At 61.4% G+C, this 18818-nt stretch carries 23 protein-coding genes; 6 read left to right on the top strand and 17 right to left on the bottom strand.

Annotation, left to right across the window (positions count from 1 at the left end; genetic code table 11):
* Nucleotides 1-18: 18 nt before the first annotated feature.
* The 7 genes from AC04SH_RS00415 to AC04SH_RS00385 form a co-directional block, all read right to left on the bottom strand.
* Nucleotides 19-660: an SGNH/GDSL hydrolase family protein gene (locus AC04SH_RS00415; RefSeq protein ID WP_488573514.1), complete on the bottom strand. Its 642-nt coding sequence runs from the start codon at nucleotides 658-660 to the stop codon at nucleotides 19-21.
* Nucleotides 657-1082: a hypothetical protein gene (locus tag AC04SH_RS00410; protein WP_488573513.1), complete on the bottom strand. Its 426-nt coding sequence runs from the start codon at nucleotides 1080-1082 to the stop codon at nucleotides 657-659. Before AC04SH_RS00410 ends, AC04SH_RS00415 begins: the two co-directional genes overlap by 4 nt.
* A 15-nt stretch (nucleotides 1083-1097) precedes the next feature.
* Nucleotides 1098-2471 carry a pyruvate dehydrogenase complex dihydrolipoamide acetyltransferase gene (locus AC04SH_RS00405; protein WP_488573512.1) on the bottom strand — a complete coding sequence of 458 codons (1374 nt, stop codon included), beginning with the start codon at nucleotides 2469-2471 and terminating at the stop codon, nucleotides 1098-1100.
* Between the two features lie 9 nt (nucleotides 2472-2480).
* Nucleotides 2481-2774, bottom strand: coding sequence for a DUF5076 domain-containing protein (locus AC04SH_RS00400; protein ID WP_488573511.1), 294 nt, complete (start codon nucleotides 2772-2774; stop codon nucleotides 2481-2483).
* Nucleotides 2775-2778: 4 nt separating this feature from the next.
* Nucleotides 2779-4173, bottom strand: a complete 1395-nt coding sequence (locus tag AC04SH_RS00395; RefSeq protein ID WP_488573510.1) for a pyruvate dehydrogenase complex E1 component subunit beta — start codon at nucleotides 4171-4173, stop codon at nucleotides 2779-2781.
* 15 nt (nucleotides 4174-4188) lie between these two features.
* Complete coding sequence (pdhA, locus tag AC04SH_RS00390) at nucleotides 4189-5235, bottom strand: pyruvate dehydrogenase (acetyl-transferring) E1 component subunit alpha (RefSeq protein WP_112561782.1); 1047 nt, start codon at nucleotides 5233-5235, stop codon at nucleotides 4189-4191.
* Nucleotides 5236-5431: 196 nt separating this feature from the next.
* Nucleotides 5432-5755, bottom strand: a complete 324-nt coding sequence (locus tag AC04SH_RS00385) for an FtsB family cell division protein (protein WP_352558862.1) — start codon at nucleotides 5753-5755, stop codon at nucleotides 5432-5434.
* Nucleotides 5756-5954: 199 nt separating this feature from the next.
* On the opposite strand from AC04SH_RS00385, the gene AC04SH_RS00380 reads away from it, so the two are divergent.
* On the top strand, nucleotides 5955-6473 hold the full coding sequence (locus AC04SH_RS00380) for a MarR family winged helix-turn-helix transcriptional regulator (protein ID WP_488573509.1): 519 nt from the start codon (nucleotides 5955-5957) through the stop codon (nucleotides 6471-6473).
* Nucleotides 6470-7066 carry a gamma carbonic anhydrase family protein gene (locus tag AC04SH_RS00375; RefSeq protein ID WP_488573508.1) on the top strand — a complete coding sequence of 199 codons (597 nt, stop codon included), beginning with the start codon at nucleotides 6470-6472 and terminating at the stop codon, nucleotides 7064-7066. The genes AC04SH_RS00380 and AC04SH_RS00375 overlap by 4 nt, the downstream gene beginning before the upstream one ends.
* A 93-nt stretch (nucleotides 7067-7159) precedes the next feature.
* On the opposite strand, the gene eno is transcribed toward AC04SH_RS00375, so the two are convergent.
* A complete protein-coding gene (eno, locus tag AC04SH_RS00370) occupies nucleotides 7160-8434 on the bottom strand; it encodes a phosphopyruvate hydratase (protein WP_488573507.1) in 1275 nt (424 codons plus the stop codon).
* A 198-nt stretch (nucleotides 8435-8632) separates the two neighbouring features.
* Here eno and AC04SH_RS00365 point away from each other — a divergent pair, with 198 nt between their 5' ends.
* Entirely contained in the window at nucleotides 8633-8755 is a 123-nt protein-coding gene (locus AC04SH_RS00365) for a hypothetical protein (RefSeq protein WP_112561787.1), read from the top strand.
* A gap of 71 nt (nucleotides 8756-8826) precedes the next feature.
* Here AC04SH_RS00365 and AC04SH_RS00360 read toward each other — a convergent pair whose 3' ends face one another.
* The 6 genes from AC04SH_RS00360 to AC04SH_RS00335 form a co-directional block, all read right to left on the bottom strand.
* Nucleotides 8827-9192 (bottom strand): PRC-barrel domain-containing protein, encoded by a 366-nt coding sequence (locus tag AC04SH_RS00360; RefSeq protein WP_477238119.1) that lies wholly within the window; start codon nucleotides 9190-9192, stop codon nucleotides 8827-8829.
* 86 nt (nucleotides 9193-9278) lie between these two features.
* A complete protein-coding gene (locus AC04SH_RS00355; protein WP_477238121.1) occupies nucleotides 9279-9482 on the bottom strand; it encodes a dodecin family protein in 204 nt (67 codons plus the stop codon).
* An 86-nt stretch (nucleotides 9483-9568) separates the two neighbouring features.
* Nucleotides 9569-10417: a 3-deoxy-8-phosphooctulonate synthase gene (kdsA, locus tag AC04SH_RS00350; protein WP_488573506.1), complete on the bottom strand. Its 849-nt coding sequence runs from the start codon at nucleotides 10415-10417 to the stop codon at nucleotides 9569-9571.
* Nucleotides 10414-11286: a VOC family protein gene (locus AC04SH_RS00345; RefSeq protein WP_477238125.1), complete on the bottom strand. Its 873-nt coding sequence runs from the start codon at nucleotides 11284-11286 to the stop codon at nucleotides 10414-10416. The genes kdsA and AC04SH_RS00345 overlap by 4 nt, the downstream gene beginning before the upstream one ends.
* A 55-nt stretch (nucleotides 11287-11341) precedes the next feature.
* Nucleotides 11342-11632 (bottom strand): Dabb family protein, encoded by a 291-nt coding sequence (locus AC04SH_RS00340; RefSeq protein WP_488573505.1) that lies wholly within the window; start codon nucleotides 11630-11632, stop codon nucleotides 11342-11344.
* A gap of 115 nt (nucleotides 11633-11747) precedes the next feature.
* A complete protein-coding gene (locus AC04SH_RS00335) occupies nucleotides 11748-11882 on the bottom strand; it encodes a hypothetical protein (RefSeq protein WP_281401903.1) in 135 nt (44 codons plus the stop codon).
* Nucleotides 11883-12133: 251 nt separating this feature from the next.
* On the opposite strand from AC04SH_RS00335, the gene AC04SH_RS00330 reads away from it, so the two are divergent.
* Nucleotides 12134-13384, top strand: a complete 1251-nt coding sequence (locus tag AC04SH_RS00330; protein ID WP_488573504.1) for a class I SAM-dependent methyltransferase — start codon at nucleotides 12134-12136, stop codon at nucleotides 13382-13384.
* A gap of 29 nt (nucleotides 13385-13413) precedes the next feature.
* On the opposite strand, the gene AC04SH_RS00325 is transcribed toward AC04SH_RS00330, so the two are convergent.
* Both AC04SH_RS00325 and AC04SH_RS00320 read right to left on the bottom strand, forming a co-directional pair.
* Nucleotides 13414-15393: a bifunctional 2',3'-cyclic-nucleotide 2'-phosphodiesterase/3'-nucleotidase gene (locus tag AC04SH_RS00325; RefSeq protein ID WP_488573503.1), complete on the bottom strand. Its 1980-nt coding sequence runs from the start codon at nucleotides 15391-15393 to the stop codon at nucleotides 13414-13416.
* A gap of 129 nt (nucleotides 15394-15522) precedes the next feature.
* The gene (locus AC04SH_RS00320) at nucleotides 15523-16788 is read right to left on the bottom strand and encodes an NAD(P)/FAD-dependent oxidoreductase (RefSeq protein ID WP_488573502.1); all 1266 of its coding nucleotides are present in this window, start codon (nucleotides 16786-16788) and stop codon (nucleotides 15523-15525) included.
* 181 nt (nucleotides 16789-16969) lie between these two features.
* Here AC04SH_RS00320 and AC04SH_RS00315 point away from each other — a divergent pair, with 181 nt between their 5' ends.
* Nucleotides 16970-17632 carry a 5-formyltetrahydrofolate cyclo-ligase gene (locus AC04SH_RS00315; RefSeq protein WP_477238135.1) on the top strand — a complete coding sequence of 221 codons (663 nt, stop codon included), beginning with the start codon at nucleotides 16970-16972 and terminating at the stop codon, nucleotides 17630-17632.
* 154 nt (nucleotides 17633-17786) lie between these two features.
* The gene (locus AC04SH_RS00310; RefSeq protein ID WP_477238137.1) at nucleotides 17787-18200 is read left to right on the top strand and encodes a hypothetical protein; all 414 of its coding nucleotides are present in this window, start codon (nucleotides 17787-17789) and stop codon (nucleotides 18198-18200) included.
* Here AC04SH_RS00310 and AC04SH_RS00305 read toward each other — a convergent pair.
* Entirely contained in the window at nucleotides 18197-18670 is a 474-nt protein-coding gene (locus tag AC04SH_RS00305) for an Lrp/AsnC family transcriptional regulator (protein WP_112395099.1), read from the bottom strand. The two genes, AC04SH_RS00310 and AC04SH_RS00305, sit on opposite strands and share 4 nt — an antisense overlap.
* Between the last annotated feature and the right edge of the window lie 148 nt (nucleotides 18671-18818).

The following is an 18818-nucleotide window of genomic DNA, read 5'->3' as shown; positions in this document are numbered from 1 at the left end:
CTCCCTGATTGTCTTTGTCTAGAGTTCCAGCATCACGCGCACCAATGGCGCCAATGCCTCACCTATATTGCGCGTGTTTTCCGCATCGAGATGGACACCATCCAGCGGTGTGGTCGTGGCCACGGTTCCGGCATCGAAAAAGCCGCAGCCGGCCTCGTCGGCAAGCGCGGAATATTGCGGCGCCAGCCGCTTCGAGGCCTCGTCGCCGCCGGCAAACATTTCCTTGAATTCGGCATTGTCGGTGCGGCTGACCGCGGGCGGCGCCACGAGCAGGATCTGCGGTGCGGCCCAGTCGAACGGGTAGTCATGGCCGCGCACGATATCGATCAAGCGCTGCATGCCTTGCTTGGCCGCCACCGGATTGCCGTGGATCCACGGTTTCATGTCGTTGGCGCCGAGCATGATGACAATCAGGTCGAGCGGCGCATGCGTCGTCAGAACCGTCGGCAAAAGCCTGGCGCCGTTACGGTCGGCACCGGCCAGGTGGTCGTCGAAGGCCGTGGTGCGGCCGTTGAGGCCCTCGGCGATGACTTCGATGCCATCGTCGTTCAGCGCCGCCTTGAGCACGCTCGGCCAGCGGTTTTCCAGGGCGTGGCGGCCGAGGCTCGCCGCGTCATAGCCCCAGGTCAGGGAATCGCCGTAGCAGAGAATTGTCTTCACGCCCTTGCCTCGCCTCTGCCAAAACCCGGCTGCCCGCGCATGACCCGCGAGCGTACGAACAGCCAATGCACCACAATCGTAACCAGGCTCGGCAGAACCAAACCCGCGATGATTGGCAGGTTCCCTCCCCAATCGCGTCCCTCGGGCGGTTGGGAAAAAGTCCGGCCGATCAAGCCGAAACCGATCAGCACGAACAAGGCGAATGTGCCGATCCCCACCCAATTGATGGCCTTGAGCGGATTGGGAAAAAACTGTGCAATGAAAAAAAATATCGTCACGACAGTGGTGACCAACCCGCACGCGAAGAAAACGAGAATGTATTCCTCGTGCGCGTCTGTGTTTATCGCCAGTCCCACCGCAACGATGGCGCCAACAAGCAAGGACAGGAAGAAGGCCATGAAGGAGGTGAAGAATGTCCGCACCGCCCTTTTCCTTCCCTAGACCAGCATGCCCATCGGGTTTTCGATCATGCGCTTGAAGGCGACCAGAAGTTCGGCGCCGAGCGCACCGTCGACGGCGCGATGATCGGTCGACAGCGTTACCGACATGACGTTGGCGACTTTGATCTCGCCATTCTTGACCACCGCGCGCTGCTCGCCGGCGCCCACCGCCAGGATCGTCGCATGCGGCGGGTTGATGACGGCAGCAAAGTCCTTGATGCCGAACATGCCGAGATTGGACACCGCCGTGGTGCCGCCCTGATATTCCTCGGGCTTCAGCTTGCGGCTGCGGGCGCGGCTCGCCAGATCCTTCATCTCGTTGGAGATGGTGGACAGCGTCTTTTCATCGGCGTGGCGGATGATCGGCGTGATCAGGCCGCCGGGGATCGACACGGCAACGCCGACATCGGCATGCTTGTGCTTGACCATGGCGCTGTCGGTCCACGACGCATTGGCATCCGGCACCGCCATCAGCGCCATCGCCATCGCCTTGATGACCATGTCGTTGACCGAGAGCTTGTAGACGGGAGCCTCGCCCTTGTCGGTCTTCTTCGTCGGGGCGGCAGCATTCAATTGCGTGCGCAGCGCCAGCAGCGCATCGAGCTCGCAGTCCAGCGTCAGGTAGAAATGTGGGATAGTGGACTTCGCCTCGACCAGCCGGCGCGCGATGGTCTTGCGCATATTGTCGTGCGGGACGAGCTCGTATGAGCCTTCCGCGAACAGCTTCAGCACCTGCTCGTCCGACATCGCCTTGGGTGCGGCAGCAGGAGCGGCAGGCGCCGGAGCGCCGGCAGGTGCTGCTTTCGCGGCCGGTACCGCCTTGGCGCCGCCACCGGCAATCGCTGCCTCGACATCGGCCTTGACGACGCGGCCATGCGGGCCCGTGCCGGTCACGGCGGACACATCGACACCGGCATCCTTGGCGATGCGCCGAGCCAGCGGCGAGGCGAAAGTACGCTCGCCTGCGGCGTGACCGTTAGCAACTGGCGCGGCTTCTGCTTGCGTCGGCGCAGGCGCCGCGGCAGCGGTTGCCGGCTTCGGCACTTCGGCCTTTGGTGCTTCGGCTTTCGGAGCCTCAGCCTTGGGCGCGGCATCGCCGCCACCCTTCGCCGCAGCCCCGGCATCCTCGCCTTCGCCGGCCAGAATGGCGATCAGCGCATTGACCTTGACGCCTTCGGTGCCGGCCGGAACGACCAGCTTGGCGACCGTGCCCTCATCGACCGCTTCGACTTCCATCGTCGCCTTGTCGGTCTCGATCTCGGCGATCACGTCACCCGGCGAAACCTTGTCGCCTTCCTTGACCAACCACTTGGAAAGATTGCCCTCTTCCATCGTGGGCGAGAGCGCCGGCATGGTGATGTTGATTGGCATTTTTCCTCCTCAGTTCCGCCCGGTTAGCGAACGGTGCTGGATATTGAACTGCTCCGACATTCTGCCGCGATAGCCTTCTTCCAATGCCTGAAGCGTCTCGATTACAGGGATGTCGTCTCGTTCCAGTCTCATCCTGGCTATGTGCATGCCGACATCAGCGAGCACCATGCCCCAGTTGTGAGCGTCTGGTCCAAAGAGGTCTTGCATCGCGACCACCGCGTCCGAACCAATCCAGACGCGGAGTATTTCATCGAATTCGCTATCCTCGACGACCGCTGCGGGAACTTCGAGTTCGCGAGCCATTTCGTTAACCCCGGTACGTCACAGCCTTCACTGCCTCGATGACCTCGCCGACATTGGGCAGGGCCAGCTTTTCGAGGTTCGCCGCATAGGGCATCGGCACGTCCTTGCCGGCAATGGTGATAACCGGCGCGTCGAGGAAATCGAAGGCGCGCTGCGACACCTGGTTGGCGATGTGGTCGCCGACCGAGCTCTGCGGGAAACCTTCCTCCACCACGATCAGGCGGTTGGTCTTCTTCACCGAGGCAATGACGGTGTCGAGGTCGAGCGGACGGATGGACCTGAGATCGATGATCTCGGCGTCGATGCCCATGCCGCGCAGCTCGGCCTCCGCCTTGATCGCGTAGGTCATGCCGATGCCGAAAGACACGATGGTGACGTCCTTGCCCTGCTTGTGGATGCGCGCCTTGCCGATCGGCAGCACGAAATCATCCAGCTTCGGCACGTCGAAGGACTGGCCGTAGAGGATTTCGTTTTCAAGGAAGATGACCGGGTTCGGGTCGCGGACCGCCGCCTTGAGCAGGCCCTTTGCGTCCGCCGCCGTATACGGCATCACCACTTTCAGGCCGGGGATATGGCTGTACCAGGCGGCGTAGCACTGCGAATGCTGGGCGCCGACCCGGGCGGCGGCCCCGTTTGGTCCACGGAAGACAATCGGCGCGCCCATCTGGCCGCCCGACATATAGAGCGTCTTGGCGGCCGAGTTGATGATCTGGTCGATCGCCTGCATGGCGAAGTTGAAGGTCATGAACTCTACGATCGGCTTCAGGCCGGCCATTGCCGCACCGACGCCGACGCCGGCGAAACCGTGCTCGGTGATCGGCGTGTCGACGACGCGGCGCGGCCCGAATTCCTGCAGCAGGCCTTGCGTGATCTTATAGGCACCCTGGTATTCGGCGACCTCCTCGCCCATGACGAAGACATCACCGTCGCGGCGCATTTCTTCGGCCATGGCATCGCGCAAGGCTTCGCGCACCGTGGTTGAAACCATCTCGGTGCCCGCGGGAATATCCGGATCGGCGGCGACTTCCGTTTTCGGCGCGGCCGCCACAGGTGCCGCGGCCTCGCTCTTGGCCGCCGCAGGCGCCGGCGCGGGTGCGGGTGCTTCAGCCTTGGGGGGCTCCTCGCCGATGCCTTCGCCGGCCTTGTCGACGTCTTCGCCGTCGACCGCCAGGACGGCGATCACCGCGTTGACCTTGACGCCTTCGGTGCCGGCGGGAACCACGATCTTGGCCAGCGTGCCTTCATCGACGGCCTCGACTTCCATCGTCGCCTTGTCGGTTTCGATCTCGGCGATCACGTCGCCGGCGACAACCTTGTCACCCTCGTTCTTCAACCACTTGGAAAGATTGCCCTCTTCCATGGTCGGCGAGAGAGCGGGCATGAGAATTTCGATCGGCATGTCCTTGCCCTCCCGTTACAATACGATGTCGGTCCAGAGCTCGGACGGATCCGGCTCGGCGTCGTGCTGGGCGAATTCGGCGGCGTCGGCGACAATGTCGCGGACTTCCTTGTCGATATTTTTGAGCTCGTCCTCGCTGGCCCACTTCTTGGCCGTCAGCCGCGCCTTGACCTGCTCGATCGGATCATGATCCGAGCGCATCTTCTGCACTTCTTCCTTGGAGCGGTATTTCGCCGGATCCGACATCGAGTGGCCGCGATAGCGATAGGTCTGCATTTCCAAAATAATCGGCCCGTTGCCGGCACGGCACCATTCGGTCGCCTGATCGCCAGCGGATTTGACCGCACGCACATCCATGCCGTCGACCTGGATGCCAGGGATCTTAAACGAGGCGCCGCGATGCGAAAAATTGGTTTCGGCCGACGAGCGCGACACCGAAGTGCCCATGGCGTAGCGGTTGTTCTCGATGATGTAGATCACCGGCAGCTTCCACAGCGAGGCCATGTTGAAGCTTTCATAGACCTGGCCCTGATTGGCCGCGCCGTCGCCGAAATAGGTCAGCGAGACATTGTTGTTGTCGCGGTAGCGGTTGGCGAAGGCGAGGCCCGTGCCGAGCGACACCTGCGCGCCGACAATGCCGTGGCCGCCGTAAAAATGCTTCTCCTTGGAGAACATGTGCATGGAGCCGCCCTTGCCCCTCGACAGGCCGCCGCGGCGACCGGTCAGTTCGGCCATGACGCCGCGCGGCGAAAGCTCCATCGCCAGCATGTGGCCGTGGTCGCGATAGGCGGTGATCATCTGGTCGCCGTCGATCAGCGCCATCTTCATGCCGGTGACGACCGCTTCCTGCCCGATATAGAGGTGACAGAAGCCGCCGATGAAGCCCATGCCGTAGAGTTGGCCAGCCTTTTCCTCGAAGCGGCGGATGAGCAGCATGTGCCGGTAGGCGGCAAGCTCCTCGTCCTTCGTGAATTCGGCTGGTTTGGGGGCGGAAAGCCCCGTGGATTTGGCGGATGTCGATTTGACGGATTTGGCAGGCGCTTTTTTGGCGGCGGTGGCCATGCATCACTCCCTGTTGGCGTCTCTTTGCGGACACAAGAGCAGCACGAAAATCTGCTCCGAGGGAGATCAGCTCTCCCCACCGATTTGAAAGAGGCTAACACGCGAGAATGCGTTTCGCCATGCTGAAAAATGCATGGCTGTCATGCGTCTAAGGGATTAAAATCATTGGAAATAACAGTGATTAACTGAATTCAGGTTATTTCGAGTTAGCCGGCAGCATGATGGTAATTTCATCCGCCTGGGACAGATTGAGCGCCCGGCGCGCCTGCTCGTCGAGCATATCCTTCTCAAGCGTGCCCTCATGCATCAGCTGGACGCGCCGCTCGAGATCGACCCGGCGCGCTTTGATGGCATCGTATTTGGCCTGCAATTCGACGGTCTGCGCTTCGAGCTGGTATTTGGAATAGATGCCGAACTCGCCATGATAGGCATGGAAGCCGAAATACGCCAGGAACGCCACGCAAAGCGACGGGATGATCAACCGGCCGGTGTTTCTCTGCTTGTGCTGGCGTGTCCACATGGTCGCAATCCTCTGCACTCCCTTTCTCGCCCGATTGTGCTTAATGGACGGTTACGGACCCTGGGATTTTGCGAGCGGGAAATCACCCACCCGGCATGTTGCGTCCACCTCGTCGATTCTTCTTCTCCACCCTTTGCGGTCGCAGCTTGCATGCGCGAAAAGCAATTGACGTTCTCCTGAAGTAATATATGCATACGCTATGCAATTGTTAGACGCCAACAAACTCGGCGCGCTCGGCGCCATGATTCGCGACAGGACGGAAGCGTCCTTGAGACAGCTTTCACCGAGCGCGGCGGCGGTGCTGTCGATGCTGCACTTCAAACCGGGGTTGACGACGACGGAGCTCGCCGAGATCGTCGGCGTCAGTCAACCGACTACCGTGCGTTTGATCGACGGGCTGGAACGGCAGGCGCTGATAGGGCGCGGCAAACCGGAGGGTCGTGTCACTCCGCTGATGCTGACGGAGACTGGCCACGCGCAGGTAAGGGAAATGCAAGCTCTCCGGCTCGCCGCGCTCGACGGATTGCTGTCCGTGCTGCAACCGGATGAGCGGCGGCGCTTTGTTTCCATGCTGGACGAGATTCTTGCGGGTGCGACTACTTCCCGTCCTTTCGCGAGAACAACCTGTCGCCTCTGCGAGCATGATCTTTGCGGACCCGAAATTTGCCCGATCGGCTGCCGAGCGGCTGAGATCGAGAGAAAGGAAAGCGACCGATGATCATTTCCTATGCGGGGCATTCGCCTGCCATCGATCCCGATGCTTGGGCCGCTCCGGATGCCACAATATCCGGCGATGTCGTCATTGGCGCCGGCAGCCGGGTCATGCATGGCGCCCGCCTTGTGGCGGAGTCTGGCGGATCGATCCGCATTGGCCGCAACTGTATCGTGTTGGAAAATGCGGTGATCCGGGCCACAGCAAGTCATCCTTGTACTATCGGGAATTATTGCCTCGTAGGCCCCAACAGCCACATGGTTGGCGCAGAGGTCGGCGATGAAGTTTTTATCGCTACAGGTGCGGCGGTTTTCCATGGTGCGCACATAGGGCGCGGATCGGAAGTCCGCATCAATGGCATCGTTCACCTGCGCACCCGCCTCGAACCTGGCACGGTCGTACCGATCGGCTGGATTGCCGTGGGCGATCCGGCTCAGCTCCTGCCTCCGGACCAGCATGAGACCATCTGGTCTCACCAGAAACCGCTCGATTTCCCAGGCTTCGTCTACGGTGTCGACCGAAACTTGCCGGATGTAATGCAGAAAATCACTGCAAATCTCTCGGTGGCGCTAGGCGTACATCGCACGGGAAACGCTTGAGCGCTTTCCGCCGCAGCAGAAAGCGTTCCGATTCAAGCTCGCTGGTGCATGTCGCCCAAATCTTGCCCAAGGGCCTGACCGAGGACGCGCAGATCAGCTTTTCACCACCGACTTGCCGGCGTAACGCGCCTGCTTGCCGAGCTCTTCCTCGATACGGATCAGCTGGTTGTACTTGGCCATGCGGTCTGAGCGCGACAGCGAACCGGTCTTGATCTGCCCGCAATTGGTAGCGACGGCGAGATCGGCGATGGTCGAATCCTCTGTCTCACCCGAGCGGTGCGACATCACAGCGGTATAGCCGGCCTTGTGCGCGGTCTCGACGGCGTCGAGCGTCTCGGTCAGCGAGCCGATCTGGTTGACCTTGACCAGGATCGAATTGGCCACGCCCATTCGAATACCGTCGCGCAGCCGCGCCGTGTTGGTGACGAACAGATCGTCGCCGACCAGCTGCGTCTTCTTGCCGATCAGATCGGTCAGATACTTCCAGCCTTCCCAGTCGTCTTCGGCCAGGCCGTCCTCGATCGAGATGATCGGATAGTCGGCGGCAAGCTTGGCCAGGTACTTGGCCTGCGCCTTGGGATCGCGGGTCTTCTTTTCGCCTTCATAGACGTAATTGCCGTCCTTGAAGAATTCGGTCGCCGCGCAATCGAGGCCGAGCGCGATCTCCTCGCCCGGTTTGAAGCCGGCCTTCTCGATCGATTCCATGATGAAATCAAGCGCCACCGGCGCGCTTTTCAGGTTCGGGGCAAAACCGCCCTCGTCGCCAACATTGGTGTTGTGGCCGGCGTCCTTGAGCTTCTTGCGCAGCGTGTGGAAGATTTCCGAACCCCAGCGCACGCCTTCGCGCAGCGTCGGCGCACCGACCGGCAGGATCATGAATTCCTGGAAGTCGATCGGATTGTCGGCGTGCGCGCCGCCATTGATGATGTTCATCATCGGCACTGGCAGCACATGCGCCTTGGTGCCGCCGACATAACGGTAGAGCGGCAGGCCGGCGGCTTCCGCGGCCGCCTTGGCCACCGCCAGCGACACGCCGAGGATGGCGTTGGCGCCGAGCCGGCTCTTGTTGGGCGTGCCGTCGAGCTCGATCATGGTCTGGTCGATATGGATCTGGTTTTCGGCTTCCATGCCGCCGATCGCCTCGAACAGCTCGCCATTGACGGCCTCGACTGCCTTGAGCACGCCCTTGCCGAGATAGCGGGCGCCGCCGTCGCGCAGTTCGACGGCTTCATGCGCGCCAGTCGAGGCGCCGGACGGCACTGCGGCGCGGCCCATCGAGCCGTCTTCGAGAACGACGTCGACCTCGACGGTCGGATTTCCACGGCTATCCAGGATTTCACGCCCGATAATGTCGATGATGGCGGTCATTGCGATGTCCCCGATTGATCGATAAAGCGTCGCGCCCCTCTTAGCCAAAGCGCCGCAAAAGGCAATCGGGGCGCTTGCAAATAGTGCCGCGTCAGCGATTCACGAAGCGCAAATTTCTGTCATCATAATTCATGCGTGGCGTGGCGGTTTCTGGTTTATGGTTACACCCGCGCGGGGCGAAACAGGAGGAGTTTCGCCATGTCTGAGTTGAGCGGTATCGTGAGTTTGTTCTTGATCGCGGCGGCGTTCCTGACGTCATGCGACAACCAGCAGCCGCCGAAGGCCGCAACGCAGTTGTCGACGCTTTACGCCGCCGAATAGGGACCATCCCGTCCCATTGAAAAGGCCCCCGGCTTCGGGGGCCTTTTCACGTCAGGCGTCGGCGCGCCGGATCAATGCCAATAGGGCGTGACCTTGTAGTAGTCATAGGAAGCGTCACGTGCGGCCTCGCCATCGGCGCCGGCCAGTTCATTGATCGAATAGGACGGAGCCGCTTTCAGCTGGTCCTTGGAAAACGGCACGACATAGCCGCCCTTATCCTCGTCATAGTCGAGGCTTGCCCACGGAATGGCGTGATATTTCTCGCCAATACCAAGAAAACCGCCGAATCCGATCACCGCGAACATGATGCCGTTCGACGTCTTGTCGAGCATGACGTCCTCGATGCTGCCAATGCTCTTGCCTTCGGTGTTGTAGACCGACGTGCCGATGACGCGCGAAGCGGCGATGGCTTCGGTGTGGCCTGTCTGAGTGGTCATGTCTGATGCTCCTCTTTGTCGTTGGTCGTACTTTGACAATGAGGGGCGCGGGCGAAAGTTCCCGACTTTTTTGAAACGTTGGACGGTCACTCCGCGAGGATGAACGTGACCTTCATGTTGACGCGATAGGCCGTGATCTTGCCGTCCTCGACGACGATCTTCTGGTCCTGAATCCAGGCGCCTTCGACGTTCTTCAGGGTCTTTGCGGCGCGCGCAATTCCCTTCTCGATGGCATCCTGAAAGCTCTTTTTCGAAGACGATGTGATTTCGGTGACGCGGGCAACAGACATGGCTTCCTCCTGCCAAGGCGCTCATTTGCAAGGAGGAGCCTACAGCCGGCCTTTGGCGACTACAAGCTGACCATCACGGTGGCCAGTCAGGCAGCGTTCTTGGCGATGCGGTCGAAGGCCATCAGTCTTTCGAGCAAGGCCGGCATGTCCTTCAGCGGCAGCATGTTCGGACCGTCTGAGGAGGTCGAATTGTCCGGATCCTGGTGGGTTTCGATGAACACGCCGGCGACGCCGACGGCAACGGCAGCGCGGGCAAGTGTTTCGACGAAGCGGCGCTCACCGCCGGAAGAACCGCCCTGCCCGCCCGGTTGCTGCACCGAATGCGTGGCGTCGAAAATCACCGGCGCGCCGATCTCGGCCATCACAGGCAAAGCCCGCATGTCCGACACCAGCGTGTTGTAGCCGAAGGAAGCGCCACGCTCGGTGGTGAGCACATTGGCGTTGCCGGAGCCGGTGATCTTGGCGACGACGTTCTTCATGTCCCAGGGCGCCAGGAACTGGCCCTTCTTGACGTTGATCACCTTGCCGGTCTTGGCGGCAGCGACCAGCATGTCGGTCTGGCGCGACAGGAAGGCCGGGATCTGCAGCACATCGACATGCGGCGCGACGATCGCGCACTGCTCCTCGGTATGGACGTCGGTCAGGACGGGAAGCGAAAATTCCTTGCGCAACTCGTCGAAGACCGGAAGTGCGGCATCCATCCCGGCGCCGCGCGTTGCCGACAGCGAAGTACGGTTGGCCTTGTCGTAACTGGTCTTGTAGACGAGGCCGATGCCGAGCTTGCCGGTCAGTTCCTTCAGCGCGCCGGCCATGTCGAAGGCGTGCTGGCGCGATTCGAATTGGCATGGGCCGGCAATCAGCGCCAGAGCCGCATTGTTGTCGAAGACGACGTTGCCGACGGTTACCGCCGAATTGGGCGCCAGGGGCTTGCTCATGGGATCTCCCGGAAGATGAAAGCCGCGCCCTGCCCGGATGCCGGCTGCACGACAATTTCGTTGCCCGCTATATCGTGCTGGATCGCGCTGGCTGCAAGCAGCCTGGCGGTGACATCGACACTGCGGACCGAAAAGATGACCGCAGCAAAGCGAAGATCGCTCGGCTCACCGGCCGCAAGGCTGAAGCGCGCGGTAAAGGCTCCGGGATCGAGCACAGATATAACAGCATTCGGCAGGCCGAACGCCGTGCCGCTCCCTTGCTCTAAACCCGTCGCTGTTTCGATCAGGTGGGCCTGTGCGGAAGGCGCATCGCTGACCGCAACGATTTCGACGATGCCGGTCACGCCATTGGCATGGGCCTGCAGCGCCGTTCGGTCGATTTTCGGCGCGTTGATCCGCTCGCAGGCGAACAGGAACGCGTCTGTTGCCCCAGAGCCGGAGGCGAAAGCCAGCTTGAACGACGCCATATCGCTCTTTCCAGCCGCATCCGTGAAGGCGCGGGAAAAACTCAACACGTTTCCGGCCGACAGGCCGGCCGAGACATAGCGTGCATGGTCGGCATCGGCGTCCCCGGTGCCCAGCACTACGGCGGAAAAGCCCTCATTGCCCAGGCTGGCGCGATAGAGCCGGTCGCGCGCGACAAAGACATTGCCGTCGGCAATCGCGCGCGCTGCCGTCTGTCCGTCGCCGATCGCCAGCGGTTCGAGATAGGTGCCGTCGGCGAAGAAGACGCAGCAATTTTCGGTGCCGAAGGGGTGTATGCCGGTTGGCGCGACGATGAAGCCAAGCGACGTCAGCCGCGCCCGCGCCACGGCGAGGCTCGCCGTCGGCAGCACCAGATGGTCAAGCGGATGGGTTGTGCTGGTCATGCCGGCGCGGTGTGCATCATTCCGGAAATTGGTTCAAGGCCTCTTGCCTGGCTGATCAGGCCACCGCCACGACATCGGCCGAATAGCGCAATTCGCGTAATGGTTTGACCCGCCTGGTCGTCTCGGCATAGAGCGGGTGCGCCTTGTAGGCGGCCAAGGCCGCCTCGTCCTCGAACTCGGCATAGACGACCACGTCGATCGCGTCCGACAGCGGGTCGACCTTGGTGTTGAGCGTCACCTCGAACAGGTTTGAATGCGGGATATTGCTCAGGTTGAGCAAGCCCGTGCGCACAGCCTCGACATCGTCCTTGCGCCGCGCGCTGAAGAAAACGATATGCCGGATCACGCCTGCCTCCTCGATCGATTTGCCGGCATGTTTTGTGTGAGCGGAACCGTCGCGTCAACCGCCACGATGTCGCGCCCGGCGACCCCGGGAGGCGACTTTGCAGAGGCGCAAAAAGCTAGCCCCCGCCAGTGACGTAGCGCACGATGCGCGACATCTCCCTGACCGTCGTGTCGAGATAGCGGCCCTGATTATAGAGGCCGTCCCAGATCAGGAAAAAGGCGATGGCCATGATGACGACGACGTAACGCATGACTGAAGCTAACGTATGTGGCTGTTCGGAACCATAGTGATTTCGCCGAGGGCCACGCTCTCCCGCGGATTCTGGCCTCAGGCTGGGTCATTGCCGCGCAAAGCTTGCCTCTTGAAGTTTCGGCCAATGCCATGGAAGATTGTGACGAAAATTCACGCAGGCAGCGGCGTTCGCGCCTGCGAATGAAATGTGGAGGATGTGGAGGCCGGCAGATCTTGCGCCGTCCCCGCGGAAGTCCAGGGGGATGTGGGATGGCTGCTAGGGAACACAAGGGCGTCGGCGACGCCATCAGGCTGGACGAGCTCAACTTCGCCGAGATCGTCAAAGGCTTGCCGGCCAAGGCGCGCATGGTGCTGTCGGCGGCGATGAAACTGCCGCGCGGCTCGCTCAAGGTAAGGATGCCGGACGGCCGCGCCGTTCTTGTAGGTGGCAATGCGCCCGGTCCCGACGCCGAACTGGTGCTGAAGAACTGGCGCCTGCCCGGCCGCGCCTTTTCCGGCGGCACCATCGGCGTTGCCGAATCCTACATGGACGGCGACTGGGAAAGCCCTGACGTGACCAGCTTTCTCGAACTGTTCGTCGTCAACTCGGCCATCGGCGAACGCGTCGCCGGCGGCGCCAACTGGCTCATTAATACCGTCCAGCGCATCCGCCACTGGTTCAACGAAAACACCCGCACCGGCTCGAAGCGCAACATTTCGGCGCATTACGATCTCGGCAATGTCTTCTACAAACAATGGCTCGATCCCAGCATGACCTATTCGTCGGCGCTCTATGCCACCGGCGCCAACGATCTGGAAAGCGCGCAGGCCGCCAAATATCGCGCCTTGGCCAAGGACACCGGCATCGGTAAGAAGGACCATGTGCTGGAGATCGGCTGCGGCTGGGGCGGTTTTGCCGAATTTGCCGCGCGCGAGATCGGCTGCCGCGTCACCGGACTGACCATCAGCCGCGAACAGCACGACTTTGCCAAGGAGCGCATCCAGAAGGCCGGACTGTCTGATAAGGTCGACATCAAGCTCCAGGATTACCGCGACGAAACAGGCACTTACGACCGCATCGCCTCAATCGAGATGTTCGAGGCGGTCGGTGAGAAATACTGGCCGGTGTTCTTCGGCAAGATGAAGGCCTGCCTGAGACCCGGCGGCACCGCCGGCCTGCAGATCATCACCATCAACGAAGCCGCCTACGACACCTATCGCGCGCGGCCGGATTTCATCCAGCGCTATGTTTTCCCGGGCGGCATGCTGCCGACGCCGTCGATCCTGAAGTCGCTGGGCAGGGACCACGGTCTCGCCCATCTGCGCGAGCGCGTTTTTCCGGACGACTATGCCCGCACGCTGGCCGAATGGCGCAATCGCTTCTGGCAGTCGTGGGAAAAGATCGTCCCACTTGGCTTCGACGACCGCTTCAAGAAGCTCTGGGAGTTCTATCTCCACTATTGCGAAGCCGGCTTCCGCGCCAGCTACATCGACGTGCGCCAGGTGATCTACAAGGCGTAGTGCGAGCGGGTATTTGCCCGCCCGTCTCCTCAAAGCAGGATACGATACTTTGCAAACCCGGCTTCGCCCTCGCCGACCGGCTCGATCTTGAGCGATTTCACCCCTGAAATAAAATCCTTCGCTTTGGGACCGGTCTCGAACACGACACTGGTTCCGGGCAGCGGCGTGAACGACCAGTTGTCGTCGGCCGAGGGATTGATCGTGCCCTCGCTGACGACATAGCGCACGATCACATCGCGGTTGGTGTCCGGCGCTTCGTAGATGATCTTCGAGGCGTTGATGTCAGGGAAATTGCCGCCACCGCCGGCGCGGTAATTGTTCGTGGCGACGACGAATTTCGCTGCTGGATCAATGGGCTTGCCATCGAAGCTGAGGTCGACGATGCGGCTGGAGCCGGCATTGGCGACGCCACCCTTGGCATCGTATTTCGGCGGCTGCGACAGGTCTATCTTATAGCTGACGCCGTCGATCACATCGAAATTGTAGGACGGGAATTCGGTGTCGATCAGCGCCTGGTCGGCTTTCCCGGCCTCGATCTTCTTGAAAATGCCGGCCGACATTTCCAGCCATTCCTTGACCTGCGCCCCGGTGATCTCAACCGCCCGTACCGTATTCGGATAGAGATAGAGATCGGCGACGTTCTTGATGGCGATGTCGCCAACCGGCACGTCGGTGTAGTAGTCGGCCCCATTGCGCCCGCCGGCCTTGAAGGGCGCTGCCGCCGACAGCAGCGGCACATCCTTCCACTGCGTGCTCTTCAGAATGTCCTTGAGATACCAGCTCTGCGCCTGATTGACGATCTGCACCGACGGATCGTCGGCCACCAGCGCGAAATAGGAATAGAGCGGCGCCGAGGTCTTGCCGACCGGACGGCGAACATAGGCAAGTGTCGCCTCATGGTCCGCCTTCAGCGCATCGACGATGCGCTGGTCGTCCGCTACCGTCGGCTTGTTCGCCTTGTCGACGCGTTCGTAGATCGGCCGTGCCTCCGAGGTCGCCGAGACCACGCGCCATTTCGATCCATCGCGTTCCAGAAGCAGGTCGATCAGGCCCATATGCGAACCCCAGAAGCCGCCCATCACCGCCGGTTTGCCTTGCAGCGTGCCTTTCTCCGTGTCGACCCCATCAAGCGCCTGAAAATCCTTCTTGCCGGGGAAGACGAGATGCTGATGGCCGGTGAACACCGCATCGATGCCCTCGACGCCGGCAACGAAGAACGAGGCGTTCTCCATGCCGTCGCCCTGCTTGACGTCGATGCCGGAATGCGAGAGCGCAATCACGATGTCGGCGCCCTCCTCCTTGATCTCAGGCACCCAGGCCTTGGCCGCCTCGACAATGTCGCGCGTCCGGACATTTCCTTCCAGGTTCTTCAGGTCCCAGACCATGATCTGCGGCGGCACGAAACCGATGATACCGATCTTGATCGGCTGCTCGGCGCCCGACCCGTCCTTGATCTTCTTGTCCAGGATGACGTACGGCTTGAGATAGAGCTTGTCGTCGCGCGGGCTGGCGGCGAGCTCGGTGCCGCGGATCAGATTGGCGCAGACGAACGGAAAATTGGCCCCGGCCAGAACCTTGTCGAGGAACGACAGGCCGTAATTGAACTCGTGGTTGCCGAGCGTCGAACATTCATAGCCGAGCAGGTTCATGCCCTTCATGATCGGATGCAGGTCGCCGTCCTTCAGTCCCTTCTCGTAGGCGATGTAGTCGCCCATCGGATTGCCCTGCAAAAGGTCGCCATTGTCGATCAGCATCGCATTGGTGGCTTCCTGGCGCACCGCAGCGATCAGCGAGGCCGTCCGCGACAGGCCCATCGTGTCGTTCGCTTTGTCGGCGTAGTAATCGTAAGGCAGGACATTCACATGGATGTCGGTGGTCTCCATGATCCTCAGATGCGCCTGATTGGCCGCAGCGCGGGCGGAAAACGGATGCAGCATGATCAGCGCCCCGCTGGCAGCGGCGCCGGCAAGAAAACCGCGACGGGAGACGGGGTGGAGCAAAGGCGACATTGGTTTTCCTTCCCAGCGACGTGAACATCCCAGCCCCTAGCGAAAGCTTCGCCCCGAAAGCCGGCCATGTCCATCGGGAAGTCAATCGATCAGCAAAAGGTGACGGCTGAATGAATTGCCGGGAGGACGTCAGCCCTTGTCGTCGTCGCCCTGGGTGATCAGCCGCGCGCTGCGCTGGCCGGTGAAATATATCCATAGCCAGCTAAGCGATACCGACAGCCGGTTGCGGAAGCCGATCAGGAAGTAGATGTGCGCCACACCCCACAGCCACCAAGCGAGCCAGCCGGTAAGCTTGATCCAGCCGAAATCGATCGCGGCTGCCCACTTGCCGATCGTCGCCAGATCGCCGGCATGTTTGTAGCGGAAAGGACGCGGCGCGCTATCGCCTGCCAGCCGCGCCTTGATCGTCGCGGCGACATGTTTGCCTTCCTGCTTGGCGGACGGCGCCACGCCTGGCACCGGCTTGCCATCCGGCCGCAGCACATGTGCGGTGTCGCCGATGACGAATATCTCCGGGCTAGTCGGAACGGTCAGATCTGGCTCGACCATCACCCTGCCCGCCCGGTCGACCGGCGCTCCCAGCCACTCGCCTGCTGGCGAAGCCGCAACGCCCGCGGCCCACAGGATGGTCCTTGCCGGCAGATGTTTATCGCCAAAGACGACACCTTCGGCATCGAGGCGCGAGACGGCGCGGCCAAGCTCCACCGTGACGCCCAGTCGTTCCAGCGCCTCGCGGGCATAGTCGGACAGTTCTGTTGCGAAATTGGCCAGGATGCGGTCGCCGGCCTCGACCAGCACCACGCGCGCCTGCCTTGTGTCGATGTTACGGAATTCGCCGCGCAGCGTCTCATGCGCGAGTTCGACAATGGTGCCGGCAAGCTCGACGCCGGTCGGGCCGCCGCCGACGATAACCAGCGTCAGCAGCGCCTGGCGCGTGGCCGGATCGGTCTCGCGCTCTGCCTGCTCGAAGGCGAGCAGGATGCGGCGGCGAATGGTGGTTGCGTCCTCGAGTGTCTTTAGCCCGGGCGCGAACGGCTCCCATTCGTCATGGCCGAAATAGGCGTGGCGCGCGCCGGTGGCGAGCACCAGCGTGTCGTAGGCAACCGAACTGCCGCCCTCGAGCAGCACGCGCTTGGCCTGGCGATCGACCCCGGTGACGTTGCCCAAAAAGGTGGTCACATCCTTGCGCTTGCGCAACAAATGACGGATCGGCCAGGCAACTTCCGATGTGGCCAGCAATGTGGTTGCCACCTGGTAGAGCAGCGGTTGAAAAAGGTGGTGGTTGCGCTTGTCGATCATGGTGATGCGCACCGGTGCACCGGCCAGTGCTCGGGTCAGTTCAAGACCACCGAATCCCGCACCGACGACAACGACATGATGGCTGGTTTCATTCATCGCACTCACCTCGTTTTCACCGTCTTTATCTAGTGATTTTTGTGCACCGCAACAATGCCGCGGAGCGCAAGACTGCCATGCATCGAGGCTGCCCCGGACTCGCCTTCCAATGTCGCGAATGCCTATGTCATCAGGCTCAGACGGGTATAGCCTCGCAGGGAAGGAACCACAGGAGTGAGGCATGGCCAACGATCATGACGACGCCAAAGATCACGACGGCCCGGCGCACTATTCTTCGCCGCCTTGCTTCATGCACGAACTCGATCCGGAATTTCACGCACCACTAACCGACTGGACCGACGTACGACGTTGGCGCAAGGCCGAGCGCGAGCGGTTGATCGCGGCGCGTCTTGCTGTTTCAGCCGATGCGCGCGCAGCCATGTCGCAGCGTATCGCCGACGGTCTCGACGCGGTGATCGGCGACATTGCCGGCCGCATGGTCAGCCTCTGCTGGCCGTTTCGCGGCGAGCCGGACCTGCGGCCATGGATGGCGTCGCTCAACGAACGCGGTGGCCGCACGGCGCTGCCCGTCGTCGTCGAGAAGGGCCAGCCGCTGATCTTCCGCGCCTACGTTCCCGGCGATCGGCTGGAGAAAGGCGTCTGGAACATCCCGATCCCCGCCGAAGGCGATCCGGTGCTGCCCGACATCGTCATTTCGCCGATCGTCGGCATCGATCCGCAAAATTATCGCCTGGGCTATGGCGGCGGCTTCTTCGACCGCACACTGGCGGCAATGCCGTTCAAGCCATTGGTCATCGGCGTCGGCTACGAGTTGCAGCGGATTCCCACTATCTACCCGCAGCCGCACGACATCCCGATGGATCGGCTGGTGACCGAGACCTAGCTGAGCCACTGTTTCGCTGTGACAAAAATCCGACTTGGTCGACCAATAACATGATCGTCGAGGAGACAACGGAGCACCGTTTCGACAGGCGCACTGGGCGAATCCAACAGTGTCCAGCCGCTCTTGAATTGGCTGCGTCACAACGGATGACAAGATGATCGGACGAACCATAGCAACTGCCCTCGCAATTGCGTTTTCCTTTTCGCCTGCGCATGCGCAACCACGGCATCGTTTGCCGAGCGGCTATAAATGGGGCCGCTGCCTGCTTGTTGTTGACGGCCAGACCCGCATATCCGGAAAGTGCTCCTATCAAATCGAGAAGGGCGGCGATTTTAATATCCAGGGGCCTCGGCAGGTTTTTGCAGGTATCGACTATCCCGATCCGCATAGTGGCGCTGGTGAAATGTCCGAAGATTACTGGGCAGTTGTAAACAAGGACGGTGATGTCTGGGAGGGCTATGGGAACTCCGACATTCGCGCAACGCACGGTGATGAACGCTGGGAAGAACTTCGCCGCGAAGGCGCGTGCTATATCGGGAAGGACGTCCGGATCTGCCTTTGGCGTTAAGCTAGTTCCGGCTTCATGCCCATGGCGGTCCGATCGACGATCTCGCGCAAGGCAAACGACGAATTGATCTTCGTCACATGGGGCATGGCCGACAGCCATTCCTTGTGGATGCGCTCATAGTCGACGAGATCCTTGGCCGCGATGCGCAGGATATAGTCGTATTCGCCTGACATCAGGTGGCAGGACAGCACATTCGGGCAGCGCTTGATCGCCGCCTCGAAATCCGACAGCGTCTTTTCGAATTGCCCCGACAACGAGATGTGCACGATCGCCGTCATCTGGTGCCCGAGCGCTGCATTCGAAAGCCGGGCGTGATAGCCGCGGATGGTCCCGGATTTCTCCAGATTATCCAGGCGCCGCGAGCAGGCCGACTGCGACAGGCCAACCCTCTCGGCGAGTGCCGCATTGGGTATGCGCCCATCCTTCTGCAAAGTCTCAAGAATGGCGATATCGATCCTGTCGAGCGGCATTTTTCGTGATTCCTGCGAAAATTCTGCAATTTGGCGCAACGATTATCGAAGCATGCGATCTGACGCAAGCGCATTCGCAAACATCTGCGCAACGATTCGTGGTTCACTGTGTTCATACAGGGAACGAGCCCAAAAGGGCCGGGTCAGG

The sequence above is a fragment of the Mesorhizobium sp. CNPSo 4688 genome (genome assembly GCF_057784295.1).
Note: the sequence above shows the minus strand (reverse complement) of the source record. Positions and strands in the feature narration are given on the sequence as shown.